Here is a 26,192-nt window from a genome sequence, read left to right as displayed (position 1 = left end):
TCCTCAGCCGAGGCGCAGCTCGGTGTCGAGGCCCTCGCTCTCCTGGCTGGCGCTGGCACGAAGCTTGAACAGCCGGTTCACGATCTTGCCGATGAGGTAGGTCAGGACGAAGGTGTAGGTGCCGACCGCAAGGATCGCGACGAGCTGCTTGCCGAGCAGCGAGATCGACCCGCCGTAGAAGAGCCCGGCGATCGGGCTGCCGTACTTGCCGGTGGCGAACAGGCCCAGCAGCGCGACGCCGACGATGCCGCCCGCGCCGTGGATGCCCACCACGTCGAGGGTGTCGTCGTAGCCGACGGAGGTCTTGACCTCCACCGCGTAGGTGCACACGACGGCGGCCACGATCCCGATGACCGTCGCCCCGAACAGGTTGACGTATCCACAGGCCGGAGTGATCGCGACCAGCCCGGCCAGCGCGCCGGTGGTGCCGCCCAGCCGGGAGAAACGCCCGAAGCGCCTGCGCTCCAGCAACATCCACACGATCATCGCCACGCAGCCGCACATCATCGTGTTCACCACGGCGTTCGCGGCCAGAGCGCCGTCGGTCAGCGCCGAGCCGCCGTTGAAGCCGAACCAGCCGAACCACAGCAGCCCCATGCCGGTCATCACCATGGGGACGTTCTGCGGCTGCGGCGGCCCCTCGCGACGGAAGCGCAGAGACGGGCCGAGCACCAGCGCCAGTGCCAGCCCGGCGATGCCGGAGTTGAGCTCGACGACCAGGCCTCCGGCGAAGTCGAGCGCACCCCAGCGGTTGATCCAGCCGCCCTTGGAGAAGACCCAGTGCGCGACCGGCAGGTAGACCAGCGTCATCCAGACCACACCGAAGATCATCCACGGACCGAGCCTGACCCGGTTGGCCACCGAGCCGCTGACCAGCGCCAGCGTGATGATGGCGAACACCAGCTGGAACAAGGAGAAGACGTAGAGCGGGATCTTCCCGTCCAGCACCGACGGGGTGGTCTGGAAGAACTCCCAGTCACCCCAGCCGATCAGCCCCGCCCCGCCCACATCCTGCCCGAAGGCCAGGCCGTAGCCGTACACGAACCAGATCACCGTCACCACGGCGATCGAGACGAAGCTCATGTAGAGAACGCTGATCAGGTTCTTCGACCTGACCATGCCTCCGTAGAAGAGCGCGAGACCCGGCGTCATGAGCAGCACCATGGCGAAGCTCACGAGCACCCAGGCGGAATCGCCGGTGTTCAGGCCGGACGGCATCTATGGACTCCCTCGGCTGGAAGGACAGCGGAGGGAATATCGCCGATCGGTGCCCCGAATTAACGAGGGCCATTCCCCTGATTCGTCAAAAAACGGGGGAGTGGCCGTCTACTTGACCTGGTCCATGAACTGGAACTCCCGCAGTCCGTCGCGGGTGTTGCCGAGGTCGGCGAAGAGCGCCACGTTCTCCATGTACGGTTCCCACAACTCGCCGATACCTCGCTCGACCATCCGGACCTGCCCGTCGTAGTCGACGTAGGCGTCGGGGTGGGCTACCGCATCCACGGCGAGAACGACTTCTTCACGTGTGTCCATGACGTGTTCTTCCGCAGAGTGAATCCTGCGCACGCCCTGGACCTCGTACATCTTCCTTTGCGTGCCCGGCTTGAGTTCCGTTGAGCCTCGGCGAGGTCATTCGGGCGGCCGGGCGTATGACGCGGACCAGGCGGCGACCTCCGCGAGCGGAGAGGGTGTGAGCGTGTAGGTGCGGCGGCCGGCCTGCTCGGTGTAGCTCACCAGACCGGCTCGGCGCAGGATGCCCAGGTGCTCCGAGACGGTCGACTGGCAGGTCGTGAAGCTCTTCGCGAGCTCGCCGGGCGTGCGCGGCTGTTCTGCGAGCAGCTCGATGATCCTCCGCCGGGTGGGATCGGCGATTGCTCGAAACGGATCCTCGCCGGCCTGTGGTCGTGCCATCGTCCAATGTTAGGGTATCGGCGAAACCCGATAGGAGGGCGCCATGCAGTTCGTCTCCGTAGTGTCGGTACCGGTCAGCGACCAGGAACGCGCCAGGACCTTCTACCTCGACCAACTCGGCTTCCAGCTCGTCGCCGAATCCACCTTCGGCGATGACATGCGCTGGATCCAGGTCGGCATCGACGGCGCGCAGACCAGCCTGACGCTGGTGACGTGGTTCGATGAGATGCCGCCTGGATCGCTGCGCGGTCTGGTCATCGACTGCGAGGACCTCGACGGCGAATACCGGACACTCACCGAGCGCGGCGTCGCATTCCTGGGTCCCCCGAGCAGGCAGCCCGGAGGCGTCTTCGCCATCCTCAGCGATCCTGACGGCAACCTCATCAGTCTCCGGCAAGCGGGCAGTTGAGCCGGGCCGCCACGATCCTGGCTGGGACCGGCGCCAAGCCGGGCCGTGCAGGCGCGCCTCCCCGACGCCGGTGAACACCATGCCCTGCCCGCCCTCACCGCGCAGGCCGTGCAGCCCCGACCTCTCGCGGGACGTACGACATGAGCGGACCCGACCGAGTCAGGCCTGTGAAGACAGCCGACCGGCGGCCCGCACCTGGCGCCCGGCTCCCGCGAGCCTGACATCGCGCGCCGGACGCAGCGGCCTGAGCGTGCCTCTGGACACCACCTTGGTGTGCTCGTCGCGTTCGCGGGCCAGCCGGGGAGCCCATACCGGCTCGGCGCTCTGGCGACTGTCGGGCTCCTGGCCGTAGAAGATGTCGATGTCGACCTCCTCGCCGCCCATGACGAGGGTGTCCCAGGCGCCGCTGATGGCCAGGCTCCGCAGGGTCTCGGCCGAGAGCCTGCCGAGATGGGCGCGCAGCAGGTTGTCGTCCGGCAGGCCGGAGACACGCGGCGCGAGACGGCCGCGGATGCGGCGCAGCCGGTCCATGAGCACGTCGATGTCGGCGTCGCGAGTCGCCGAGGTGTCCTCGGCGAGGCCGACGGCGATCTTGTCCTTGATGGCCTGGGTGACACCCTGCTCGTCGGTGGTGACCATCGCCTGCCAGGCGCGGCTCTTGTGCCGGTACTGCAGCATCGCCATGGCCGCCTCGTGGCGGATGAAGTCGGCGTCGCGGAAGGGCTGCCCGCGCCAGGTCTGGCTGAGCGAGCGGGCCAGCGAGATGGCCGAGGCCAGCCCGCTGTTGAGCCCGCGGCCCGGCCAGAAGTGGATGGCGTTGGCCGCGTCGCCGAGCAGGAACCCGTACGTGCCGGGGGTGGAGGCGGTCGGAGCGTGCAGGCGCGCCGTGAACCGGGGTCGCTGCACCATGTCGAGGCGGAAGGCGGTGACGGCGCTCAGGTCGTCCTCTTCGACGCCGAACATGGCCAGCCCCTCCCTGACACGCCGCCACAGGGCGGAGCCCTTGAGCAGGGCGGGCAGGAAGAGCGTGCCGTGCGTGGAGCAGTGGAAGTCGCCGTGGCCGTCGCGGCCCATCATGCAGGGGCTGGCGGCGACGCAGTCCTCGAACACGTGCCGGACCGGGTCGATCCCGACGACCTCCTTGGCCTCCTCGTCGGTCAGCCGCATGTTGAGGAAGCCCTCGCCGTCGAGGGCGTTGAGCAGGAAACGGTTCTGGGACACCGTCAGCAGGACGCTCATCGCGTCGGGCAGGCGCGACTTGACCCGAAGGCCGAGCACGACATCCTGCAGGTGCCGGCCGTTGAGGGAGTAGATCGAGCTGTCGGCGGTGCCGAACTTGGCGGCGAAGTGCTCGCGGGTGCGCGACCGGCCACCCTCGCAGATGGCCAGCACGTGGTCCTGCCTGGCGGCCTCGCCGTGCTCGTCGGGGCTGAAGCGGGCGGGGACCAGCCGGATCCGGCCGGCCCTGTCGTTGGCCAGGTCCAGCAGGGTGTCCTCGATATAGGAGATGCGCAGGTTCCGCGGGGCGTGGCCGCGGATGGAATCGGGCCCGGGCGGCCACATCTCGGAGAACGACCCGGCGGCGAACAGGCGCTCCTGCACCTGCTCGGGGAGGTTGAGGTACTGGCGGCTCTGCACCGTGACGACCTGCTGGCGCCGAACGTTGCCGTGCTCGCCGCCCTTCCACACGATCCGCGAGCCCTGCTCGATCCAGCGGCCGTCATAGACCGTCACCACGACCCGCGGGCCCATCAGATGCTCCAGGAGCAGCGCGAAGCTCAGCCCGACCGGGCCGCCGCCCGCGACGGTCACGCGCAGAGGTCCGGAGGGCGGCAGCAGGGAGGTCGCCGCGATCGTCGCCACATCGTCGGAGGCCAGGAAGCGGAACCGCTCGTTGCCGATCGTGATCGTGTCGCCGGGCTGCAGCACATGCGTCGTGACGCGGCGGCCGTTGACCATCGTGCCGTTGCGGCTGCCGAGATCGCGCAGGACGTACCGCCCGCCCTCCCGCCGCACCTCGGCATGGGAGCGCGAGGCACGCCCGCAAGCGATCACCACGGACGAGTCATGGCTGCGTCCGAAGGTCATGGGCGTGTCGCCGAGAGGGAACCGCCGGCCGGCCAGCGGGCCGTCGTGTCCAACGATGACAGTGGGCATGATCGGTTCCTTCTCAGCGAGGATCGGCGTCCGTGCGGCCATCATGACCGGCCGGGCGGCGCCGTACCGCTGAAAAATACGCACATGACCATCTGCGGTGGCCGGGTGACCCGGCCACCGCAGGACGTCACCGGGTCACAACCAGCGCGGGCAGTTGTACAAGCCCATGCTGGGGTTGTAGCAGAGGCTGATGATGAACGGGGCGCCGTCCTCGTAGTAGACCTGGCCGTGCTCCCAGTTGTCCTCGTCGAACCAGTCCTGGTAGGTCGGGCTGTAGGGATCCCTCGGCTGGGCGTGGGCGGGCGCGGACACCGTGGCGCCGAAGACGCCGGCCACTGACAGGCCGATCATCAGTGCGGCCAGACGCCTTCTGCCACCGGATGGTGTGGATCGCACGGGTTCTCCTTCGGTGTGAGTCCTGTGGGACGACCTTCGCAGGAGAAGGGAACCGCACTCATCCGCCGGCGGGCTCGCCTTTTCTCAGCCGTACGGCTTAGCCATGTTCGCTCGTGAGGCGGAGATTCTGTCCCGGTCACCCGGGACCCGTGCCCCGGGACATTCGTGACGGTCAGCCCGCGAGTGGCGGTTCAACTTCCTCCTCGACACGCCGAGCATGTCAAGTACGTGGATGCCCTGCGTGTCGTGGTAAGAGGAGCCCGGAAGGTGGGTGTCTACGTCACATTCCAGGTGCCTGAGCTGCGGCATGGTGTGGCGGGGCGGGTGCGTTTGGCGGTGTTTCCTATGACTCAGGAGTTAATTCCTGCACGGTTGTGTTGGGTTTGTCCTCCATGGCCGACTTGCCCGCGCGTCTTCCCCCGCTAGGATTTGTATTCCCTTGACGTTCCCGCCCCTGGGTTTCGGCTATCGGAGCATTGTTCTGGGAAGGGCGTCGAACCGCGTCTTCAGTTCTAGTGAGGGCTCACATGCCTGCTCGTCGCGAACGTGCTGAGCGTGCCGTTGTCCGTGTACTGGTTCAGTCCGTCGAGCCGTGACACCGGCACCCGCACCTGATTCCGGCATGTCGGACATCTTTCGTGATCTAGCAGTAGGCTCTGCTGTTATCCACAGATGGTCCCGGGATTTCTGCGGCGTATCCAGATAAGAGATGCGCCGCGTTCGCGTACAGAGGGGAAAGGTGGAGTCCCGCGCAACTGATCATTACGCATCAGTTGCAGGTGCATTGAAATATCACCGGGCGGCGCCCCAAGAGGATCACGTCCAATGATGTGAGGGTCCGCTGGCCGAAGCCTGGCGTTTCGGTAAACCTTCTTTCCCGTTGCACCCGCAACGCTTGTCCTGCTATTCCCCCGAACGATTACATGAGAGGTTTCCATGACTGCTGACAATGATGTCGGCGTCGGTGCCGACCCGCCGGCGGACCCCACGTCCGACCCCCCGGCCTCAGCAGAGTCCGAGGCCGAGCCCGCTCCACAGGTCACGCCGCCAGGAAAGGCTGGGCTGATCGGGTGGCTGGAGAACACGTGGCGACGCATCGTTCTCGTGGCTGTCGGCGTTCCCGCCGTCGTCACCGCGGTGACCCTGGTCTACGGCGCGGTCGTGGACGAGCCCGTGTCCGAGCCGCTCTTGCCGGTGTTGAAGACGGGAGAGTATGCCTCCCCCTGCTTCTCGATCAAGGTCCCGATCAGGCCTCCTGAAGGCAAGACCTGGGTGGTGGCGGTGACCGGCAGCGAGACCAACGACAAATACACCTACTTCTACCGCATTTCGCCGGGGGCTTCCCGTCCCCTGAAAGTGTCCCTGGACGCCCGCAATGTGGAAGCGGCGAAGACCTGGTGGGATATCCGCCTCATGGCTCTGCCTGCAGAGGTGGTAGAACATGTCCGGGACGCAGTGGGCATCACGGGCGATCAGCCTTGGTGGAAATCGACCGTGATGCCACTGCCCGACGAAGCACATCATGACTCCATCCAAGTTCAGCGCGGGGTCGGCCAGGACTCCTGCTGAACACCCTTGGCGACCTAGGAACGATTTCGATCCGCCCCAGGTCGCCGGGCTCACGTGACACTAACGCACTAATGTCACAATCTTGTGCCGATGGCGGACGCGCGTTATCTCTTCGCGATGCTGATCGCAGATCCCGCGGACCTCCCCGGCATTACTAAACGCAATCGTATGAACACGCGAGGTAGATCGCTGGGTTTTGGTGATTTGTCCCTAAATTGTCGATTCCCGGCACCTCGATCAGCGCTCAGCAACTGCGGGTACATCTGCCGATACGCCGCGGACGTTTCGCCGGTTCAAGGAATCCGTGGAACTGCGGGGATTTGTCAGACAGAAGTCGTCAGCTCTTTGCGATCATGCTTGAGTGCTGAAGGCCCGCGCCACCGTCAGGCTGTCCTCGTAGATGTGATAGCGGGTGACCAGCCCGTCTTCGACGGTGAGGTGCAGCGCGAACGGTGAGGTGTAGGCGACCCCATCGGCCCGAGCCGTCTGCGCGATCTCTCCGAATACGACGGCGTGCGTGCCGTCCACCAGGATCTGGGTCACCGATGTGCCGTTCAGCTCAGGCACATGGTGGGATTCCAGCGATCGGAAATGGTCGGCTACATCGGCCCGGCTGGATCGTGCCCGGATCCACGGCACCGCCGGGTGCCCTTCAGCGGGCCAGTTGAGCTGCCAGTCGATCGGCTCGGCGAACAGCTCCGCCGTACGGTCGTGATCGCCCTTGGCCATCCGACTCAACAGTTCTTCCACGATGTCACGGGTGCCTGCAGTCATGCCATGATCCTCTGGCACCCGACGCTGTCTGTCGATTACCAGGGAGGTAATGACGGAGCCCGACACCTTGCGGCGAGGATGACAGTTCGGGTTGAGGGCGCGCTACGGGTGCTGTTAGCTTCGCACGGTGGACGACAGAGGTGCTCGGACGGCGACGATCGAGGAATTCGCGACAGTCCTTCGGGAGTTACGCGACGCGGTCGGTAATCCACCGTTCCGGGAGATGTCCGGCCGGTCGGGGGCGATCTCCCATACGACGTTGCACGAGGCCACCAAGGGCAACCGGCTCCCGAGCTGGGAGACGACCGTCGAGTTCGTCAAGGCCTGCGGCGCTGACCCGGCCCACTATCGGGAGCGCTGGGAGGCGGCGAGCCTGGCGGTCAGATCGACGGGGGTCACGGAGGAACGTCCGGTTGTCGAGGCTCCCGCACAACCGGTCGGAAAACGGTTTCAGCCCAGCAAGCCGATCATGATCGCGGCGGGCATCGGTGCGTTCGGGGCGGCGGCACTGATCGCGCTGCTCACTGGTCTCGGCGGCGAGCCCGAGGCGCGCGGCCACGCGCCGGCGATCACCGCATCGGTCGCGGCGCTCACTCCCGCGGACTGTCCGGTGCGCTCCAGCAACCCGCCCGCCGCCGCGCCCCTGCACAAGGGCGACGCGGCCATGTTCATCAAGGACGTGACGCTCCCCGACTGCACCCGCGTGGGACAGGGGGAGACCATGACGAAGGTCTGGCAGCTCAAGAACGCCGGCACCGTGCTCTGGAAGGGCTACTCTCTGCGCCGCCTCGACGTCGCGCAGCAGGGCGCCGACCAGTGCCAGACCATCTCCGACGTGCCGATCCCGGACACCCCGCCCGGCGAGACGGTCGACATCCGCACCGATGTCACCACGCCGCGCAAGCCGGGCCTGTGCTACGTGCGGTTCAAGATGGTCGACGCTTCGGGGGCGCTCGTGTTTCCCGGGAACCGGCCGATCAACTTCCAGCTCATCGTCGGCGGATGACGATCCCCGCCGTGTGCGCACACGGCGGGGAGATCGAGGTCAGCCGAGGGCGATGCCCCTGTAGTAGTGCTTCAGGATGGCGGTGTAGCTCCAGCCCGCCCTCGCCTTGTCGCGCGAGCCGTACTGCGACATCCAGTCGCCGTCGCGCCAGTTGCCGCAGGCGGTCGTGGTCGAGCAGTACTGCGCCCGGAAGATCTTCCCGCCGCGGGTCAGCCTGGTTCCCCAGATCGCGTCGACGGCGGCGCTGGTCACGGCCTTCGCGGAGCCGGGCTTGTAGACCTGGCTCGACGTGTGGTCGTAGACGTCGAAGCACTGGCCGCCGGGCGTCTTCTTGTTGGAGTGCAGCGCCCAGTACCAGCCGAAGTTCTTGACCGCCAGGGCGCCGGCCTTGAGCGACTCGGCGGGCCAGCTCGACACCCACTCGTTGGGCAGCACGTTCTTGACGTACGTCTTGAAGTCCACCCGCTCCACCCGGCCGAGAGACTTGCGATAGACGAGGATCGTCGTCGGGAGCCTGGTGTCGGAGCCGTCGGTCTTGCAGCCGGCCGGGGTGCCTCCACCGCCGCCGCTCACGAACTGGTGGGAGGCGTTCTGGTTCTTCAGGGTGGCGTTCAGGTTGGCGCGGCTTCCTGGGCCGAAGTCCTGGTACTGGCCGGCGTGGCCGGTGTTGAAGTAGACGCGGACGGTTTTGGTGCTGCGGTTCCAGACGGAGGCGGCGGAGTTCTTGATGCATTGGCCCTTGCCGGCGCCGGGGCCCTTGAAGTCGTAGCAGTTGGGCTGTGTGGTGGCGTAGTCGGCGACCGAGCCGGCGAAGTCGGAGATCGAGCCCTGGTTGTTGCTGTTGAAGTAGTAGCAGAACTCGCCGGTGTCGCAGACGCCGTCGCGGGCGGCCGCTGCGGCGGGCGTGGCCGTCGTCAGGAGCGCGCCGCCGAACATCATCGCGGCGGCGACGCCGGCGCTCAGCCGTACAGATCGTGAAGACACGTTCGCCTTCCTCATCGGAGCCTCGGAGGTCATCGGACGTTGTAGCCCTGGGAATTCCAGAAGGAGGTGGGGTTCGGGTTCTGGAGGTGAGGGTCGCCGACGCTCTTCGCGGCGCGCAGCTGGCGGCCGGGACGCATCTCGACGTGGGTGTGCGCGGAAGCCTTCGTGGACACACCGCGCCAGGACTCGGTGGCGATGAGCTGGCCCTTCGCGATCTGCTGACCCACCCGCAGCGAGGAGAGCGGGGCGGTGTGCAGGTAGATGACCGTCTTGTTCACGGAGCGGACGTAGATGGCGATCGTCGACAGGCCGGCCCGGCCGGTGGAGCCGTACTGGACGTTGATGAGCTCGCCCGCGACCAGCGCCCGCACGTTGGAGCCGACCCCGCGCGCCATGTCGATGCCCTCGTGGCGGCCCGAGGTGCTGGTGTAACCGTCGAAGCCGCAGGTGATGCGCCCCATCGCCGCGTAGGTCGAGAACGACAGGTTGCTGCGCGCCGAGGTCGAGGGGGAGAACTGGTGGGAGGCGTTCTGGTTCTTCAGGGTGGCGTTCAGGTTGGCGCGGCTTCCTGGGCCGAAGTCCTGGTACTGGCCGGCGTGGCCGGTGTTGAAGTAGACGCGGACGGTTTTGGTGCTGCGGTTCCAGACGGAGGCGGCGGAGTTTTTGATGCATTGGCCCTTGCCGGCGCCGGGGCCCTTGAAGTCGTAGCAGCTGGGTTGTGTGGTGGCGTAGTCGGCGACCGAGCCGGCGAAGTCGGAGATCGAGCCCTGGTTGTTGCTGTTGAAGTAGTAGCAGAACTCACCGGTGTCGCAGACGCCGTCGCGGCTCGCGGCCGAGACCGGCGAGGCCGTGCCGAGAACGGCGGCGCTGAGCGCCAGGGCGGCGGTCGCGGACATGAGGATCCTGGTAGGCGCTCTCATGGTGTCTCTCCTTGAAAGTAGGGGATCAGGGGGTGGGGGATCGGCGGCGCTGACACTGGGGGGATCGGCGGCGCTGACACTGGGGGATCAGCGGCGCTGATACTCCTCCCACGTGCGGATGGGCACCCTGGGGCCGTCGTCGGGGCCACGCCCCGACAGCCCGTTCATGCCGAGGTAGTAGTCGCCGGCCTGGCGTTGGGCCTGGGTGGACAGGCTCGGGTCGCTGATGGCGACGGCGTGGATGTGCCACGGCCAGGTGTCCTGCCGGGGATTGCGCAGCCAGGCGGCGAACCCGGCCCTGCGCAGCGCGCGGACCCCCGCGGTGCGGGCGGCCGGATCGAGACCGCGCACCGAGATGTCGACCACGCCGCCGCCGTCGTGCGTACCGGCGGACGTGGGATCACCGCCCGGGTTGTAAGAACCCTGGTCCAGGGTGAACCCGCGCCCGAACAGCCGCTCCGCCTCCGTCAGCATGGCCTTCGTCCTGGCGTTGACGACGTAGCCGTCCACCGTCACCCGGCCGCCCGGCTCGACGACGTCGACCACCCTGAAGCGGCCGGCCCCGAGCTTCGTCAGCGAGTGCTTGCCCGGCAGCCCGTTCGCGTCCAGCCCGGACAGGCCCAGCGACTTCTGGTACTTCGCGTACGCGGTGACGGTGGTGGTGCCGAAGTAGCCGTCCACCCACCTGGCGTCGAGCAACCGCCGGTCGCGCAGCGCCTGCTCGACGAGCAGGACGCTCGCCTTCGCGCCCGGCGTGAGCGTGGTGTCCGCCCGGCGCGGGTCGATCTGCGCCGCCTTCACGGTGGCCGCCATGCTCACCGCGGGAAGCGCTCCGGCGCCACCCGCCCGCGCCGCCGCCGCCCCGGGCGCTCCGATCAACGAAGCGGTCAGTACGGCTCCCGCGAGGATGGCAGCGGATGCGGGCAGCTTCATCGGGTCTCCTGGGGTGATTCCTGTCGTGGCGAGAACCAAGGTTTCGGCTTGGTGTGGTGTCCACAAGGAATCGGTGTTGTCAGGCTGTCCACAACGGTTGCTGATGCGCTGAACAGGGCTTACACCAGGGCGGCGATGCTGTTCGGGAGCCTGCCGTACGGCACGCGTTCGCTGTGTGTGGCTGGGACCGGAAACGTCTGGCCGGTGTGATTGGTCGGTCCATGGGGCACGTTCGCGGCGTGGGGCCAGTCCGGCAGCGCTGCGCCGCGGACGCCGGCGGGTCCGTCATGCGGCGCGTCGGCTCATCGTGTCGCGGCCACGAGGGTGTGCGGGATGCGGTCGTAGGGCACGCTGTGAATTCGCTCGGTCTGGTCGATGGGGGCGGGTCCTCGGGAGGAGGCGAGCTCGGTCAACGTCGCCAGGGCGTGGCGCCCGGCGCCACAGGCGTCGACTTCGTCCTGCCCGACCGTGGCGTCTCGTCCGGGTGTCCGATCAGGCAGAAGGCTGACCTTTGACGGCTGGTCATCGCAGCGTGGACTCGCACGAGCGTCGGCGGTGATTGTGAGTGCGTCCGATCGCCATGCGGGGCCGCCGTGTGGCCATTTAGCGGCCGCGCTTAGGGTCAGGCCAGGGCACGCAGGGAGGACATGACCCGCGTCAGTGTCTGCAGCTCGTTCAGCATGCCGTCGGCCGAGGACTGCAGGTGGGCGTCGACGATCAGCCTGCCATCCTGGTCCATCGCCTGGCGGCGGAAGATGGTCACGGCGTTGCCCGCCGGGATCATTCGAAGTTTGACGAGCACGGGCTTGAGCATCTCGACGGCGCGCAGGCCGCCGGAGAGCCCGCCGTAGCTGACGAAACCGACCGGCTTGTGCTCCCACTCGCGGTAGAGGAAGTCCAGGGAGTTCTTCAGCGGCGCGTTGAAGGCGTAGTTGTACTCGGGCATCACCAGGACGAAGGCGTCGGCGGAATCGATGGTCGCGCTCCAGTCCTTGGTGTGTTGGTGCACGTAGCGGCCGGTGGTCGCGTCTTCAGGTTCGTCGAGGAAGGGCAGGCCGACTTCGGCCAGGTCGACCAGTTCGACGTCGAAGCTGCCGTGGCCGGCGGCATGCGCCGCCACCCAGTCGCCGATGGTACGGCCGATGCGGGTGGGGCGGGTGCTGGCAACGATGATCTTCAAAGTCGGCATGAGTCGTCCTCCACTTGGTTTACGTGTAAACCAGATGCTGGAGCACTTTGGTTTACATGTCAACTAGGACTACGGTTGGCCCCATGACTCGCTGGCTTGACGAACAAGAATTCCGCGCCTGGCTCGGGTACCGGCGTATGCGCCTGCTCCTCGATGCCCAGATCTCGCGCGACATGCACCGCGATTCGGGGTTGTCCGACGCTGACTACGACGTGCTCTCCGCGCTCAGCTCGCGTGCCAACCGGCGCTGCCGATCGCAGGAGCTGGCTGACCGCATGCTGTGGTCCAAGAGCCGGCTCTCCCGGCACATCAGCCGGATGGAGGAGCGCGGCCTTGTCACGCGTGAGGAGTGCGAGACCGACGGGCGGGGGGCCGTGATCGTGCTCACTCCGGGCGGGATGCAGGCGATCGAAGAGGCTGCGCCGCTCCACGTCGCATCCGTGCGGGCGCACATGGTCGACTTGCTGACCGAGGAGCAGATCACGGTTCTGGGGGACATCGCCGAGACCGTGCTCGAACATCTTGGTGGTCGATTGGACTGAGGGGTACTGGCGGCGCGGGTGGCGAGACCCGCCGGCTAGAGACTCTGTCCTGCGGCCGGCGCGACGGGTACGCAGGCTAGGCAGCCACGATGCCGTCCACCACCAGTTCCGCGCTCAGCCCCGGCGCGGCGTCACTCGCACACGGCCCCTAGAACCTGCCCGCCACCGGCAGCGCGGGCCGATGGATCCAGGCGGCAAGATCCGCGGGCGCGCATTCGGCGACTCGGGCGGCGTAACGGGGGAGCTCCTCCTCGCTGAGGACCTGCCGCCACTGGCCTGTCGATCCGCTGTGGAAGAACTGGCTGCAGTCACGATAGAAGCCGTCATGGCTGGCTTCGGGCGCAAGCTCGCCGGCCCGGCCCTTCATGGCCGCGAACGTGGCGGCCTGGACCAGGTCCGGCCAGGCTGCCTCGGTGATGGCGATCCCGAGCCGGGCTGCTATGGAGCGCATCTGCCCTTCGAGGTCGTCAAGGAGGTCCTCGTAGCGCAGCATCACGATGTTCGGCTGGTCGCGGACCTGCCAGAACGTGTCCAGATGGTGAAGCATGATCTCCAGGTCGGACACGGCCTTCCCCGGCGCGGCCGGATTGACCCAGGACCAGAAGCGCTCGCGCGCGGTCCCGCTCGGCAGGGCCGGAGCCGTGGCCAGCAACCCGTCAAGGACCACGGCGCCCACGACATCCTCCCGCAACGCGAGGGACACGGCCCGGTCGGTGTTGCCGGCATGGCTGTCCAGGGACACGGCCACATCCCGAGGGTCCCGGCTTGCGCACAGGTAGGTGACCCGGTCGTCGAAGGGCAATCCGTCGAGGGGCGTATGGGTCTTGATGAACCGCCGGTGCGCCTGTGCCTCGAGGTCGGCCAGCACTTCGGTGAGCGGGCGCAGCAGGACGTCCAGCCACGGCGAGATCTGGTCGAGCGGCCGGTCGAATGCCGCGCTCCCGAAGATCTCCAGGGCACAGATCATCTGCAGCCACGTCGTGCCGCACTTCGCCGGAGTGCTGATCACGATGTCGCCGGGACGGAACACGAACCCATCCCAGCGGGCCGAGTCCGTGAAGGAGGTCTGGTAGCGAACGCGTTCCCCCAAGCCCATGCGGGGAGAGTGGCCGCAACCAGATCGGGTCGTCAAGCCTCAGATCAAGCCTGTACCGCTTCATAGCTCATCGCGTGGTGCTTGATCTGCAACTTGATCCCCAGACGCCCTGCAGGCAAGGTCGCGGTGATGAAGACGCCGCCGGCCTACGATCAGCCCTGGAGGAGTACGCCGATCACTACAACGCGCACCGCCCACATCTGTTCGCGAGCGCGAACGACGTGCCGAGCTGCCGCTACTGAAGATCGCTTCCCGGGCCACGCCCCGTGAGGTGGGCGAGTAGTGCCTGGCTGATCTCTTCCAACTGGCCCAGTTGCTCAGGGGTAAGCAGATCGATCAGGTGCTCGCGAACGCTGGCCACATGCGCGGGAGCCGCGGCCCGGAGCGCGGCGAGGCCGTCGTCTGTCAGTACGGCAAGCCATCCACGCCGGTCGCCCGCGTAGTGCTCGCGGCGAACCCAGCCCTTGTCCTCGAGCTTGTTGACCGCATGGGAGATGCGGCTGCCCTTCGAGTTGGTCCACTGCGCCAACTCGCTCATCCGCAGTGTGCGCTCGGGCGCCTCCGAGAGCAGGACGAGGAGTTCGTAGTAGGTGGGCGGCATGTCGGCCGCCGCCAGCAGGTCGCGCTCCAGCCGATCGGTCAGCAGGCGGCTGGCCAGCCCGAACGCACGCCAAGCGCGCTGCTCGTCGTCGTTGAGCCATCGAGTCATGAGCGCCATCGTACTCAAATGTTGCGCACTGAAATAAACTTATATACCTTTGTGCTGAATCTTTCAGTGCTGAACTATTGGAGTGCGCATGTTTCCCAACAACCTCACGGGCACCTACACCATCGACCACCTGCACAGCCGGTTCGGCTTCGTGGCACGCCACGCGATGGTGACCAAGGTGCGAGGCAGCATCCCCCTCCAGGAATCCACCGCTTACCTGGACGCCGACAATCCCGCCGGCTCCACCGTCCGCCTGATCCTCGACGTGGCCGGCATCGACACCAGGAACGAGATCCGCGACACCCACCTACGCACCAGCGACTTCCTTGACGTGGCCGCGCACCCGGCGATCACTTTCACCTCGACCCTCGTCAAGCACATCATCGGCGACAACTTCGAGGTCGCCGGCGACCTGACCATCTGCGGCGTGACCCGGCAGATCACCATCCCGCTCGACTACACCGGGACAGCGGTCGACGCCCAGGGCCTGACGCGAGTCGGTTTCGAAGGCAGCACAGTGATCAACCGCAAGGACTTCGGCATCACCTACAACGCCGTCCTGGAGGCAGGCGGGGTGATGATCTCGGACGAGATCACGCTCGAGTTCGACCTGTCGGCTGTCAAGGCCACCTGAGCACCCGCCGGCCGAGAGACAGCAACCCCCTCGCCACACGGCTGTTGGCCTGCCTTCCCCGCGCGGTATGGGAACCCGGGGGAGCCGGCGGTGCGGAGCGCTGGTGACGATGGCCGGACAGCCGACGGGGTCGAGGTCACGGCGGCCGATGATTCAACACTTTGAAGGTCGATCTCGTCTAGGAGGTGGCAGACCGAGGAAAGGTGCAAGTCATTGGACGACGACTCCGGCTTCGCGGACTTCGTCGCTAAACGGGCGGATGCCCTGCTGCGATATGGCTACGTGCTGAGTGGAAACGCCCATGACGCGGCCGACCTCACTCAGGAAGCCCTCGTCAGACTGCATGGGGCGTGGACTCGTGTGCGCCGTAAGCAGGACCCGGAAGGCTACACCAGAGCGATCATGGCCAGGCTGCACGTCAGCGCCTGGCGATTACGCAGGCGCGAGCATCTCACCTGGGATCTGCCCGAGCGGGCGCACCTGGATGTGCTGCCATCCGAGGCCGAGCAGGGGCTCTGGCGTGCGGTCCGGAACCTGCCGAGAAAGCAGCGTGCCGTACTGGTGCTGCGCTACTACGAACAGCTGACCGACGCCGAGATCGCGCGGGTGATCGGCGTCTCGAGAGGGACCGTCCGCAGCCACGCATCGCTCGGCCTGAGCAAGCTCCGCGCCACTGTGCCCGATCCCATGGCGACCAACGGGAGTGCCGAATGACCGAGGAGTGGGAAGCCGACCTGCGCAACGCCCTCGTCCGCGCCTCCGAGGGCGCCCCTCTGGCACCGCGTGGGCTGTCCGCGCATGTCGCGATGAGATCCCGGCGGCGCAAGGCGCGTCAGCATGCCATGCTCGCCGCCGCCATGGTGGCGGTGGTCGCGGGCGGGATCGGCATCGCCGTTCGCGACGGTGGCAAGGAGTCCGGCCCTACCGCGGTGAACCCGACGCTCCCGGTCGCGAGCCAACCCGCGACCGGAAGTCCGGCCCCCGACGAGCCTGCGAGTGCGAAGCCGTCATCGTCGTCGCCGTCGGGCAAGCCTGCGGCCATGGGTGCCGGTCGTGTCGAGGACGTCTGGCCGAGAGCTGTCTGGAAGATCCCGGCCAAGTCATCCAACGGGCGGACGTTGCGCCCGCAGCTGTTCATCGACGATCGCACGCTGCTGATGGAGACCTGGGCAAGCTTCGAGAAAACCGACGCCATCCACGCCTATGACCTGGAGACGGGCGACATCCGCAAGCTGGCCACGATTCGAACCCCGAAGGGTGTGTTCGCCGGCAACTTCGCGGTAGGCGCCGGAAAGATCGTCTGGCAGACGATCGAGGCGACCGAGAGCCGCAGGGTCACGACGTTCTGGTCGGTGCCTATCGAGGGCGGCACGCCGCAGGCCATCGCCACGGACCGCCCTGTCGAAGGCGGCGGTGACAAGCTCACCGTGGTCGGCGACCGGCTGGCGTTCTCGGTCATGGAAGGCGGCGTGTTCACCGTTCCCCTCGCGGGAGGCGCTGTGCGGCCGGTCGCCGACGCCGAAGATCATCACATCCTGCGCTGGCCGTGGGTGGGCACGCCCGGAAGGTACACACCGAACAACGAGACAAGCTTCCAGACCTTGCTCAACGCCGAAACCGGCGAGGTGAGCGAGGCGCTGATCCGTCCGGGGGAGAAGTACGTCAGATGCGGGGTGGTGATGTGCGCCGGCAAGCGCCCGGACGAGACGGACTTCTACCGGCTACGTGACGGGTCGGATGAGCGCGACCTACCGGACTGGGCGGCGATCGGACTGGCAGCCGACCGCTTCATGACGGTCAACCCGCCGAAGGGCGGCCAGGCGTTGTACGACCTGGCCACCGGCAGATCAGCCGACCTGGGACTGCGGCCAGACGCGAACGGCCAATCGGTCAGCGTCCAGCCCGCCCTGGGTGACGGCCGGCTGGTGTACTACCCGCTCGGGAAGGAGCTCGTTGTCATCGACCTGACGCGAATCGAATGAAGGCAACCGCTCGGTGCGCAGGCTGCCGTCCACCTGCCGCGCCCCGGCTGACGTTCACCGCTGGCCGACGACCCAGAGATCTGGCCCTACGCAGGCCTGCCCGCCCCGCCGCGGGTTCTGATCGCCCTAGCGGATCCTCCACGCATGGGCGGACCCGGTGCTCGGCAGGTTGCCGGTCAGCGGTGGGCGATGAGGTGGCGGGCGCGTGGTCGGTGGCGCCATTCACCGGCCGGAGCGCGACGGAGGAAGGCCTCGCGTAGTTGATCGACGAAGGCTTCGCCGTGGGCCTCGGCGAGTGCTCGGAGCGGCCCCGATCGGGTGTGGGCGTTGAAGAACGTCGTCGCGTCCGGGTGGGAGATGGGGTGGCACACATGCTCGTCCCACTCGATCGCGAGGCCTTGCGTCGTCAACGCCGCCAGGAGCCGGTGTTCCCAGGAGCTGTCGCCGGCGGGCACACGGGCTCGCACGGTGTCGGCTATGAGGGCGAACGGGCCGTCGTCCTCGGTGACGGCGGGCCAGAAGACGACGGACAGGCGTCCGCCAGGGCGCAGCGCAGCGGCCCACGACCGGATGGCGAGGTCGGGTTCGGGCAACTGCTGAAGCCCGAACACCGACACCACGGCCGCGCACGTGTCCGTCCACTGCGGGTCGAGGGTCGAGGCGTCGCCCTGGACGACGGATGCCCGCCGATGGCGGGTGGCGCGTTCGCGGGCCCGTCGGACCATGCCGGCGGACAGGTCGATGCCGACGATCTCGTGCCCTGGCAGGTGCTTGCGCAGCGCGTCCAGCTCTGGGAACGTCCCACAGCACGGGACCAGGATCGGCCCCTTCGGGCAGTGGCCCGTGGGTGAGCGCCCGCACCGCGGTGGCGACCCAGGGGGCGAAGCGGGGGACGTAGTAGGCCTCGTACCCGTCGGCGGCCTCGTCCCAGCCCCGGGCCACCTGAGCGAGCCGTACAGCATGGTCGGTCATCGCGCATCCTCCCTCACTCGGCGTCCGGCCCGCCCGGTTGCCATCATGCGCAGGTCGCCTGCGAAGTCGTCGCCCTGTCGGGGTTCCTATTTCCTGACCCGGTAGCGCAGGTGGGTGACGCCGGTTCCCTCGACGACCGCGAAGGGGCCGTCGAACTGCACCGGCGCGCTGCCGAGTTCGCCGAACAGGGTCTTCCCGCCGCCCAGCACGACCGGTACCAGCTCGATGCCGACCTCGTCGAGCAGGCCGGCCTCCAGGCACTGGCGGGCCATCTCCCCGCCGTTGACGGCGACGTTCTTGTCCCCCGCCAGCTCCTGGGCCTTGGCCACGGCTGCCTCGATGCCCTCGGTGACGAAGACGAAGTTGTCGTCATCCTCCGGACGGTCGTCGGGGCGCTGGTGGGTGAGCACCACCGTGGTGACGTTCATCGGGTGGCGTCCGCCCCAGGCGTTGGTCATGTCGAAGAGGTGACGGCCGACGATCAGCGCGCCGGTGTCGTCCCATTCGGGCTTGACCAGCGCGGCACTGGCCGCGCTTATGCGGAGCCGCGGCGGGATCTCGACCTCGCCGTTGCCGTACCACTGGAACAGCAGGTCGAACCCGCTTTCTCCGGGCCCGGCGATGTAGCCGTCGAGTGACATCGTGGCGCCCGTGGTGACCTTGCCCATCGCGGTGTCTCCTTCGTTGTCGAGAGCCCGGCCAAGCTCTGCGGCTTGGCCGGCCGTGCGACACAGCGTCGCAGCCGTCGCGTGACCGCCGCATGCGTGGTGACCACGTGCCCGGTACGCGACCACCACTTACGGCGGTTTCGGACCGGCGAGCAGCTCTACCGTCACCTGATGCTCGAACCGGGCGCCCATCCGCCGCCACACCTCGGCCGACCTGGCGAGTGCGTCGGCGTCGCCGTGGAGCCGGCCGGCGGCCCGCAGCAGGGTGGCGGTGGCCCAGTCGTGGCCGGCGCTCTCGGCCTGTGCCGCGGCGAGCTCGGTCCCGGCGGACGGCACGCCGGCGACCACCGCGAGCTCGACGGTGGCGGCGCGGGCGAGCACCCGGTACCAGGAACTGGACGGCAGCCGCCGGGCGCGCTTGGCCAGCTCGGCGGCCTGGTCGAGGTCACCGAGCCGCAGCGCGAGCTGGGCGTCGACCCAGGTGATCAGCGGGTCCAGTTCCGGCCAGCCCATGCTCACCGGGTCGCCCATGGCCGCGGCCCGGGCCCGCCACTGCGCGACGCGCTCCTGGTCACCGCGCAGGCCGTGCGCCAGCACGGCGAACGGCATCGTCAGCCAGACGAAGAACGCCCGGGGCCGGTCGGCGCGGTGCCAGCCCGTCCACATGTCCTCGGCGAGCTGCACCGCGTCGTCGAGGTCGCCGGACAGGACGAGCACGGGAACGGTCTTGCTGGCCGCCAGGTACACGCTGTCGCCGGACAGCTCGGCGTCAGAGATCAGCCGCGCGGTCGACCTGGCGGCCGGCAGGTCGGCGGTGGCCACCACGGTCAGGGAGGACAGCCCGCGTGCGTCGCTGATCTCGACCGCGTGTTCCGGGACGTGCGGGTCGAGCGGGGCGAGCAGCTCGAGCCGCTCGGCGGCGATCCGGTGCCACTCGGCGACGCGCCCGTCGTTGATCGCGGCAGCGCGCACCGCGTCCAAGCTTGCGCTGATCAGCACCGGGTCACCGGTCGCCCGAGCGGCCGCGACGGCAGCCCTGGTCAGCTCGGCCTCGGGCCGCAGGATGTCCGCGTGGGCGGTCCACAGCGCGGCACAGGCGAGCCGGGCGGCGACGATCGGATCGTCCGGATCCCCGGCCGCAGCGGCTTCGGCGAGCAGCGCGCGGCGCCGCTCGAACGGGATCTCGTCACGGAAGGCCAGCGGGAACCGGCCGGTCAGCTCGACGGCCTGCGCCAGCGCGACGGCCCGCGCGTTGCCCGCGCCCGCGTCCCGCGCCCGGTCGGCGGCGGCCAGCCGCAGCTCGAACCCCCGGTCGGCGTCGTTGCCGACCTGCGCGCAGTCCGCCGCGCTGGCCAGATCCCGAGCCGCCTCGCTCGCATCCGGCGCGCACCGGGCGGCGTGGGCGAACCGATCGGGCGCCTGCCACAGATAGCCGCGTGCGAACGTGAGCCGGCCGAGGGTGCGCGCGAGCCGGTGCGCCTCCGCGTCGGGCTGCTCCTGGCCGGTCAGCGCGGCCCGGAGATCGCCCGCCACCGCGTCGAACTCGCCGTGCCATGCCGTACCGGCCCGTTCCGCGAGACCGGCGGCCAGGTCGGCTGCCCAGCGCAGGTACCGCCGCCGTACCTCGGTGTGCTCGGGTTCGTCCGCGAGCCGTTCTGCGGCGAACGCCCGGATCGTGTCCAGCAGTCGCCAGCTGCCCTCCCGGTGCTGGACCAGGCTCTTGTCGACCAGTCGCCCCAGCACGTCGGCGGCCTCGGCCGCGCCCATCCCGGCGACCGCGGCCACCGCAGGCAGGTCGAAGTCGCCGACGAACACCGACAACCGGCGAAACACCACCCGTTCGTCCTCGGTGAGCAGGTCATGGCTCCACCCGATCACCCCGCGCAGCGACCGGTGCCGCACCACGGAACCGCGCCCGCCGGCCAAGAGCCGCAGATGGTCACCCAACCCGGTCGACAGCCCGGCAGCGCCCAGCGACGCGCTGCGCGCCGCGGCCAACTCGATCGCGAGCGGCAGCCCGTCCAGCCGCGCACACAGGTCGGCGACGGTCACGGCATCGTACGGCCCAGCCTGGTGGGCCAGCTCCGCGCGATCGCGGAACAACTCCTCGGCGTCCGAGCCCAACGGTAGCGGCGCGACCGGGTGAACCACCTCACCGGACAGCCCGAGCCGCTCCCGGCTGGTCGCGAGGATCGTCACCGGGCTCGCGGCCAGGACTCGCTCGACGAACTCGGCGACCGCGTCGGGGAGGTGCTCACAGTTGTCCAGCACCAGCAGCGACGGGCCACGACGCAGCCGGGCCAGAACCGCCTCCTGCCCGTCCGCGTGCTCGGCCACCTCCAACACCGCCGCCACCGCATGCCCGATCCGGCCGTCGCACACCGGCACCAGATCGACGAACGCCGCGCCGTACCGGTACTCGGCCGCCACCGCGGACGTGACCACCTCCGCGAGCCGGGTCTTGCCGACCCCGCCCGGGCCGACCAGCGTCACCAGCCGGCCCCGCGCCAACGCCGCCCGGACCGCCTCGACCTCGGCCCGGCGCCCGACGAAGCTGGTCCGCGAGCGCGGCAACCCGGGTATGTCGCCGGGCAGGGTCATCGCACCCCCGCCGCCGCCCCGCGCGGCGAGGGCTTGCCGGTCGGCGACGCCGTACTTCCGCAGCAACGACGACACATGCCCCTCGACCGTGCGCACCGAGATGCGCATGCGGTGGGAGATCTGCGCGTTGGACAACCCCGCGCCCAGCGCCGCGAGGACCTCGCTCTCACGCGCTGACACCTTCATCACCGCCACATCCTCACCGAACATGCCACCCCCTGGTAGGTGTCTACCGCATTCCGGCGGCCGCCCACCCGGGCCTGGGCGCGCCGGGTCACCTGATCTGCGTGTTCCACTCCCGTACGGCGAGGCCGTCCTGGCGGCCTTGGCCCGTGTCCTGCCGTCCAGTGCCGCTGTACGGCTACACCGACGTGATCGCTTGGAGTGAGAGCCTCGGTGTGCCGGAGCAAGCGTGGAAGGACGACTTCGAATCGGCGTGCCTGTCGATCGGTGAGCGGCACCGACGACTGGAGCGAAGGGAACTCTTGGACACGGGTGCGCCCGGTTCGCGGCTCCCCCGGCCAGCAGGTGGCGCGCGGATGTCGCCGATCCAGGACTTCCTGGGCCGCTATGCCTTCTCTCGCGCCGATTCGGCCCGGGGTTTGCGTCCCTTCCACGATGGTGCTCACGAGGGCGGTTGAGCTTCGGCGTGGCCAGGGCGGTCAGGCGCCGAGGCCGGGATCGGCATCCTCGGCCAGCACGCGATAGACGCTGGCCAACGGCGAGCGCCGGCCTTTGTTCTTGCCGGCGGGGGTGACGAGCTTGGCCGCGATCTCCCGAACCGTAGGCGATCACGTCGTCGTCGAATGCTTCGGGAGATCCGTCGTGGCATCCGCGCTCACGCGCGGAGACCTGGCCCCTCCAGCGACTTCTGCCGGATGGGCTCGCGCTCGAACTCGGCCGTCCTGGCGAAGAACGCGAACAACGCGGCGCCGCGCCCGGATGGGTCGTACCCCCGCAACGGCCCGGTCAGGCCCTCCTCCGCTCCCGCCCCGAAGACGGCGGCGATCTTCACGGCTTGGCCGGCGCGTTCGCCCTGTGGTTCGGCAGCCCGCCGCGTGGCCCTCAGGCACGCAGGCGGCTGAGCGCCTGGGGAGACAGGTTTCGGGCGAGTTCCTCCAGGAGGGCGATGATCTCGGTGACCCTGTCCGGGTCGTCGATGGCCAGCGCTTTGGCCAGGGCTGCGTCGATGGAGGTCGAGCGGACCTGCTCCACGCGGCTGGAGATCTCCGGGGCGGGTTGGACGAGAAGCCGTCGGCGGTCGCGGATATCGGGTTCCGTGATGACGGCACCCGCCTCCCGCAACCGGGCAACCGCCGCCGACACGGCGCTCTGAGGCAGGCCGGTGCGGGTCACGATCTCGCTGATCGCGCTGCCGGGATGCGTGCGGACGTCGCTGACCACGATCAACACGATCCGGGCACTCCCAGGCCGGTCGCCCAGCTCTTCGGTGGGCAGGGCCTCTTCACCGATCTTCATCAGGGTGCGCCCCAGAAGGAACAGGTCCACTCCGTTCACGTGACCTAGATTACATCAAAGGAGATGCATCAATGTTGATGTATCAATAATGCTGGAATACGTTGGACGCGAACCTGGATGAAAGGACCCTCCATGACCACGACAACCGACTACCTGTCCGTCCCGGGCGCCACCCTCTACTACGAGATGCGCGGCAACGGCCCCACGCTCCTGATCTCCCAAAGCGGCGAGGGCGACGCCGGACGCAGCGTCGATCTGGTCAAGCAGCTCGCCGACGCCTACACCGTGATCACCTACGACCGGCGCGGCCTGTCCCGCAGCACCCTGGACGACCCCGGCAGCGGTGTGACGTTGACCGAACACGCCGACGACGTCCACCGACTGCTGACCGCCGTCACCGACGAACCGGCGGCCATGCTCGGCTGCAGCCTGGGCGCAGCCATCGGCCTCCACCTGGCCCTGCGGCACACCGGGCAGCTCAGTACCCTCATCGCGCACGAGCCGGTCGCGCCCCGCCTGCTGCCCGCCCAGGACCGAACCCGCCACGAAGCCGAGCTGGCCGAGATCCAGCAGCTCTACCGGAAGGAAGGCCTCGCTCCGACACTCAAGGCGGTCGCCGGAGTCCTGGGAATCGACCCGGCCAACCCCGACGCCGAGCCCGGCCTGACGCCGCAACCCATGACCTCGGGGCGGATCGCCAACTTCGGCTTCTTCATCGAGAACGACTTCACCGCCCTGATCAACGACACCCTGCCGGTCAACGAACTGGCGCACACCCCGACCCGCATCATTCCTGCCGCCGGCCGTACCACGCCGCGCATCGTCTTCGACCACCGCTGCGCACAGGAGCTGGCCACGCTGCTCGGCGCCGAGGTCACCGAGTTCCCCGGCGGCCACAACGGCAACACCACCCACCCCCGCGCCTACGCCGCCCAACTGCACCGAACCCTCCAAGCGGCGAAGGTCGGCTGGCGCTCTGGCAGCAGTACGCTGACGCGCTTGACACGCGGGTCAGCAGAGTGATCAACGCCTCGGTCTTGCTGCCCAGCCGGTCAACCTGGCCCGCGATGTTCCGACGAGCCGGTAGTCGAGCCTGCATGCTCGCATCGACACGCCGCCCAGCCAGCGTCCCCTTTGTCGGGTCCTTCCCGCAATCCGATGTCTGTCGGCCGGGCGGGTTGGAGAGGTTCGACCTATTGCCCGCGGCGCACACGTGAAGGAAGGTCAGGCAGGAAGGAGGCTCTTCAGGAACGCTGCGATCGCCTCATTCACCACGTGCGGAGCGTCTTGGTTGGCGATGTGGCCGGCGCCGAGGATGACGACCTCCTCCACGCCCTCGATCTCGGCCCATCGTGGCATGGCTGTGGCGATGTTGCCGGTCTGGTCCGCCATGCCCCGGATCAGGCACAGCGGTACCGGTGTGCGGTAGTGCGGGGCGGGGTCAAGCAGGTCGGTGGTGGCCTGCCATACACGCACGAACTCCTGCTTGGTCAGCTGGGAGAAGGCTCGTCGCGCGTCCGCCCGCGCCTGCGGCGTTTGCGCGCTGGCCTCCGCCAGCACGCGTGGCAGGCTCCTGGCGGGGATCATCAACAGGCTGGGCGTGGCCGCCTTGAGCAGCAGGCGTTCCTTCCACGACAGCGGTGCGGTGTTCCACGTGGAGCCGATGACGATCAGCGCTCGGGCGAGGTCTGGATGTCGCCGGATGAGCGCCTGGCTGAGGTTGCCGCCAAGAGACTGCCCGACCAGGACCGGCCGATCCAGTTCCAGGTGCTGGATGAGCGCGTGCAGATCGACGATCGCCTGCTCGGCGGTGAAAGGGACCCCTGCCGGGCGGGACAGTCCGTGGCCGCGCAGGTCCCAGGTGACGACCCGGAACCCGCGAGCGCTCAGGTACTCGCTCTGGGCGTCGAACATCACATGATCGGCTCCCGCGCCATGCGAGAACACCACGGGCATGCCATCGCCGCCGCCGACCCTGTAGTGGAGATCGCAACCATGCAGTGGGAGCACGGACCACCGATCCATCATTTCCTCCTCCGAGAGCATCCGATCGCCGACCTCGAAAGGCTCTAGCACGCTGACACCGGCAAGATCGGTTGTCCCGATGGTGGCACGGTTGCTCAGCAACGTGCCGCTCGACGATCTTGGCGCTGGCCGTCCAGGCCTACATGAGGCAGCGCACCCACAGGTAGCAGACAGGCGGAGTTGCCGAGCGATCTCGATAGAGGCGTGGGAGCCGGGAGCCCATGCTCACCCGTGCGGGGGCACCGATTGCCGCCCTAGATGTACTTGGTCATGGACTTGGTGTCAGTCGGCTGATGGGTGGCTGGCCGGCGAGGGCTGAGTGGGGTCGCTGGGTGTTGTAGTAGGTCAGCCAGGGGCCGAGGGCGTCGGTGCGGTGCTGGTTGCTGTCATACGGCTGGCGGTAGGCCCATTCGGTGGTCAGGGTGCGGTTGAGGCGTTCGTCTTTGCCGTTGGTCCACGGGCAGTGTGGGCGGGTGAACTTCTGGCGGGCGCCGAGGGCTGTGCAGGCTTGCTGGAAGGCGTGGCTGATGCGGTAGTTCTTGGCGTTGTCGGTCAGGATCCGTTCGATCCGGGTGATGCCGTGGGCGTGGAAGAAGGCGGCGGCGCGGGTGAGGAAGGCGGCGCAGGTCTGGCCTTTCTCGTCGGTCAGAATCTCGATGTAGGCCAGGCGGGTGTGGTCGTCGATGGCGGTGTGCAGGTAGTCGTAGCCGATGCCGCGGCCGCGGGCGGCTTGGTCGCGGCCGTGGGCGCGGTGGCCGCCGCCGTCGGGGATGCGGCCGAGTTTCTTGACGTCCAGGTGGATCAGGTCGCCTGGTGCGGGGTGTTCGTAGCGGTTGGCGCTGTGGCGTACGGCGCGGATCGGGGTGCCGGTCAGCGGGTCGCAGGCGGCCAGCACGGGGATGTGGTGGCGGCGCAGGATGCGGGTGATGGTGCGGGCCGGCACGCCGGTCACGGGTGCGAGCCGGTCAGGTCCGGCGCGCAGGTCGGCGCGGGCGGCCAGCACCCGCTGCTCGGTTTCGGGTGGGGTGCGGCGGGGCGGGTGGCGCGGGCCGCTGCGCCGTTCTGGCAGGCCTTCCCAGCCTTCCTGGCGAAATCGAGCGACCCAGCGGTGTCCGCACTGTCGTGATACGCCCAGCTCGGCGGCGACATGGGCGACGGGGCGGCCTTCCTGCACGACACGGCGGACCAGCAGGCATCGGCCGTGGAACGTCAGTCGGGCGTTAGCGTGTGCCATGA

Annotated in this window: 27 protein-coding genes; 8 read left to right on the top strand and 19 right to left on the bottom strand. The window is 68.5% G+C overall.

The features are described 5' to 3' along the window. Positions 1–3: 3 nt before the first annotated feature. From ACIBH1_RS38110 to ACIBH1_RS38100, 3 genes are all read right to left on the bottom strand, one after another. On the bottom strand, positions 4–1,218 hold the full coding sequence (locus tag ACIBH1_RS38110) for an ammonium transporter (RefSeq protein ID WP_397318914.1): 1,215 nt from the start codon (positions 1,216–1,218) through the stop codon (positions 4–6). A 108-nt stretch (positions 1,219–1,326) separates the two neighbouring features. Continuing rightward, positions 1,327–1,533 (bottom strand): hypothetical protein, encoded by a 207-nt coding sequence (locus ACIBH1_RS38105; RefSeq protein ID WP_397318913.1) that lies wholly within the window; start codon positions 1,531–1,533, stop codon positions 1,327–1,329. 96 nt (positions 1,534–1,629) lie between these two features. Beyond that, on the bottom strand, positions 1,630–1,911 hold the full coding sequence (locus tag ACIBH1_RS38100) for an ArsR/SmtB family transcription factor (RefSeq protein ID WP_397318912.1): 282 nt from the start codon (positions 1,909–1,911) through the stop codon (positions 1,630–1,632). Positions 1,912–1,954: 43 nt separating this feature from the next. Here ACIBH1_RS38100 and ACIBH1_RS38095 point away from each other — a divergent pair, with 43 nt between their 5' ends. Further along, a complete protein-coding gene (locus tag ACIBH1_RS38095; protein WP_397318911.1) occupies positions 1,955–2,320 on the top strand; it encodes a glyoxalase superfamily protein in 366 nt (121 codons plus the stop codon). Positions 2,321–2,479: 159 nt separating this feature from the next. Here ACIBH1_RS38095 and ACIBH1_RS38090 read toward each other — a convergent pair whose 3' ends face one another. Both ACIBH1_RS38090 and ACIBH1_RS38085 read right to left on the bottom strand, forming a co-directional pair. Then, positions 2,480–4,477, bottom strand: coding sequence for an FHA domain-containing protein (locus ACIBH1_RS38090; protein WP_397318910.1), 1,998 nt, complete (start codon positions 4,475–4,477; stop codon positions 2,480–2,482). Between the two features lie 135 nt (positions 4,478–4,612). Next, positions 4,613–4,873, bottom strand: a complete 261-nt coding sequence (locus ACIBH1_RS38085) for a hypothetical protein (RefSeq protein ID WP_397318909.1) — start codon at positions 4,871–4,873, stop codon at positions 4,613–4,615. A gap of 936 nt (positions 4,874–5,809) precedes the next feature. Between ACIBH1_RS38085 and ACIBH1_RS38080 the strand changes: the two genes are divergently transcribed. After that, positions 5,810–6,442 (top strand): hypothetical protein, encoded by a 633-nt coding sequence (locus ACIBH1_RS38080; protein WP_397318908.1) that lies wholly within the window; start codon positions 5,810–5,812, stop codon positions 6,440–6,442. A 351-nt stretch (positions 6,443–6,793) separates the two neighbouring features. On the opposite strand, the gene ACIBH1_RS38075 is transcribed toward ACIBH1_RS38080, so the two are convergent. Next, positions 6,794–7,216 carry a nuclear transport factor 2 family protein gene (locus tag ACIBH1_RS38075; protein ID WP_397318907.1) on the bottom strand — a complete coding sequence of 141 codons (423 nt, stop codon included), beginning with the start codon at positions 7,214–7,216 and terminating at the stop codon, positions 6,794–6,796. Positions 7,217–7,439: 223 nt separating this feature from the next. On the opposite strand from ACIBH1_RS38075, the gene ACIBH1_RS38070 reads away from it, so the two are divergent. Then, positions 7,440–8,222: an NBR1-Ig-like domain-containing protein gene (locus ACIBH1_RS38070; protein WP_397318906.1), complete on the top strand. Its 783-nt coding sequence runs from the start codon at positions 7,440–7,442 to the stop codon at positions 8,220–8,222. Between the two features lie 39 nt (positions 8,223–8,261). On the opposite strand, the gene ACIBH1_RS38065 is transcribed toward ACIBH1_RS38070, so the two are convergent. The 4 genes from ACIBH1_RS38065 to ACIBH1_RS38050 form a co-directional block, all read right to left on the bottom strand. Continuing rightward, on the bottom strand, positions 8,262–9,206 hold the full coding sequence (locus ACIBH1_RS38065) for a SpoIID/LytB domain-containing protein (RefSeq protein WP_397318905.1): 945 nt from the start codon (positions 9,204–9,206) through the stop codon (positions 8,262–8,264). Between the two features lie 29 nt (positions 9,207–9,235). Beyond that, entirely contained in the window at positions 9,236–10,126 is an 891-nt protein-coding gene (locus ACIBH1_RS38060) for a peptidase inhibitor family I36 protein (RefSeq protein ID WP_397318904.1), read from the bottom strand. Positions 10,127–10,213: 87 nt separating this feature from the next. Further along, the gene (locus ACIBH1_RS38055; protein WP_397318903.1) at positions 10,214–11,059 is read right to left on the bottom strand and encodes a peptidoglycan-binding protein; all 846 of its coding nucleotides are present in this window, start codon (positions 11,057–11,059) and stop codon (positions 10,214–10,216) included. A 622-nt stretch (positions 11,060–11,681) separates the two neighbouring features. After that, positions 11,682–12,248 carry an NADPH-dependent FMN reductase gene (locus tag ACIBH1_RS38050; protein ID WP_397318902.1) on the bottom strand — a complete coding sequence of 189 codons (567 nt, stop codon included), beginning with the start codon at positions 12,246–12,248 and terminating at the stop codon, positions 11,682–11,684. 83 nt (positions 12,249–12,331) lie between these two features. Here ACIBH1_RS38050 and ACIBH1_RS38045 point away from each other — a divergent pair, with 83 nt between their 5' ends. Next, positions 12,332–12,790, top strand: a complete 459-nt coding sequence (locus ACIBH1_RS38045) for a MarR family winged helix-turn-helix transcriptional regulator (protein ID WP_397318900.1) — start codon at positions 12,332–12,334, stop codon at positions 12,788–12,790. A gap of 148 nt (positions 12,791–12,938) precedes the next feature. Here ACIBH1_RS38045 and ACIBH1_RS38040 read toward each other — a convergent pair whose 3' ends face one another. Together ACIBH1_RS38040 and ACIBH1_RS38035 are read right to left on the bottom strand one after the other, a co-directional pair. Next, positions 12,939–13,886, bottom strand: coding sequence for a sulfotransferase domain-containing protein (locus ACIBH1_RS38040; RefSeq protein ID WP_397318899.1), 948 nt, complete (start codon positions 13,884–13,886; stop codon positions 12,939–12,941). A gap of 235 nt (positions 13,887–14,121) precedes the next feature. Continuing rightward, the gene (locus tag ACIBH1_RS38035; protein ID WP_397318898.1) at positions 14,122–14,595 is read right to left on the bottom strand and encodes a MarR family winged helix-turn-helix transcriptional regulator; all 474 of its coding nucleotides are present in this window, start codon (positions 14,593–14,595) and stop codon (positions 14,122–14,124) included. An 88-nt stretch (positions 14,596–14,683) separates the two neighbouring features. On the opposite strand from ACIBH1_RS38035, the gene ACIBH1_RS38030 reads away from it, so the two are divergent. The 3 genes from ACIBH1_RS38030 (at position 14,684) to ACIBH1_RS38020 (ending at position 17,211) form a co-directional block, all read left to right on the top strand. Continuing rightward, positions 14,684–15,229 (top strand): YceI family protein, encoded by a 546-nt coding sequence (locus tag ACIBH1_RS38030; protein ID WP_397318897.1) that lies wholly within the window; start codon positions 14,684–14,686, stop codon positions 15,227–15,229. Positions 15,230–15,442: 213 nt separating this feature from the next. Next, a complete protein-coding gene (locus ACIBH1_RS38025; RefSeq protein WP_397318896.1) occupies positions 15,443–15,943 on the top strand; it encodes a SigE family RNA polymerase sigma factor in 501 nt (166 codons plus the stop codon). Then, entirely contained in the window at positions 15,940–17,211 is a 1,272-nt protein-coding gene (locus ACIBH1_RS38020) for a hypothetical protein (protein WP_397318895.1), read from the top strand. Before ACIBH1_RS38025 ends, ACIBH1_RS38020 begins: the two co-directional genes overlap by 4 nt. A gap of 176 nt (positions 17,212–17,387) precedes the next feature. Here the strand turns inward: ACIBH1_RS38020 and ACIBH1_RS38015 are convergent, their stop codons facing one another. From ACIBH1_RS38015 to ACIBH1_RS37995, 5 genes are all read right to left on the bottom strand, one after another. Beyond that, complete coding sequence (locus ACIBH1_RS38015; protein WP_397318894.1) at positions 17,388–18,173, bottom strand: class I SAM-dependent methyltransferase; 786 nt, start codon at positions 18,171–18,173, stop codon at positions 17,388–17,390. Between the two features lie 96 nt (positions 18,174–18,269). After that, on the bottom strand, positions 18,270–18,851 hold the full coding sequence (locus ACIBH1_RS38010; protein ID WP_397318893.1) for a dihydrofolate reductase family protein: 582 nt from the start codon (positions 18,849–18,851) through the stop codon (positions 18,270–18,272). 129 nt (positions 18,852–18,980) lie between these two features. Further along, on the bottom strand, positions 18,981–21,662 hold the full coding sequence (locus tag ACIBH1_RS38005) for a LuxR C-terminal-related transcriptional regulator (RefSeq protein ID WP_397318891.1): 2,682 nt from the start codon (positions 21,660–21,662) through the stop codon (positions 18,981–18,983). Positions 21,663–22,290: 628 nt separating this feature from the next. Beyond that, on the bottom strand, positions 22,291–22,467 hold the full coding sequence (locus ACIBH1_RS38000) for a hypothetical protein (protein WP_397318890.1): 177 nt from the start codon (positions 22,465–22,467) through the stop codon (positions 22,291–22,293). Between the two features lie 50 nt (positions 22,468–22,517). After that, positions 22,518–22,970 (bottom strand): MarR family transcriptional regulator, encoded by a 453-nt coding sequence (locus ACIBH1_RS37995; protein ID WP_397318889.1) that lies wholly within the window; start codon positions 22,968–22,970, stop codon positions 22,518–22,520. A 93-nt stretch (positions 22,971–23,063) separates the two neighbouring features. Between ACIBH1_RS37995 and ACIBH1_RS37990 the strand changes: the two genes are divergently transcribed. After that, positions 23,064–23,954 carry an alpha/beta fold hydrolase gene (locus tag ACIBH1_RS37990; protein ID WP_397318888.1) on the top strand — a complete coding sequence of 297 codons (891 nt, stop codon included), beginning with the start codon at positions 23,064–23,066 and terminating at the stop codon, positions 23,952–23,954. Positions 23,955–24,155: 201 nt separating this feature from the next. Here ACIBH1_RS37990 and ACIBH1_RS37985 read toward each other — a convergent pair whose 3' ends face one another. Together ACIBH1_RS37985 and ACIBH1_RS37980 are read right to left on the bottom strand one after the other, a co-directional pair. Then, on the bottom strand, positions 24,156–25,058 hold the full coding sequence (locus ACIBH1_RS37985; protein WP_397318887.1) for an alpha/beta fold hydrolase: 903 nt from the start codon (positions 25,056–25,058) through the stop codon (positions 24,156–24,158). A 166-nt stretch (positions 25,059–25,224) separates the two neighbouring features. Next, positions 25,225–26,190, bottom strand: coding sequence for an IS481 family transposase (locus tag ACIBH1_RS37980; protein WP_397318886.1), 966 nt, complete (start codon positions 26,188–26,190; stop codon positions 25,225–25,227). Between the last annotated feature and the right edge of the window lie 2 nt (positions 26,191–26,192).

The organism is Nonomuraea sp. NPDC050663, from assembly GCF_044456985.1.
Classification (GTDB): domain Bacteria; phylum Actinomycetota; class Actinomycetes; order Streptosporangiales; family Streptosporangiaceae; genus Nonomuraea.
Note: the sequence above shows the minus strand (reverse complement) of the source record. Positions and strands in the feature narration are given on the sequence as shown.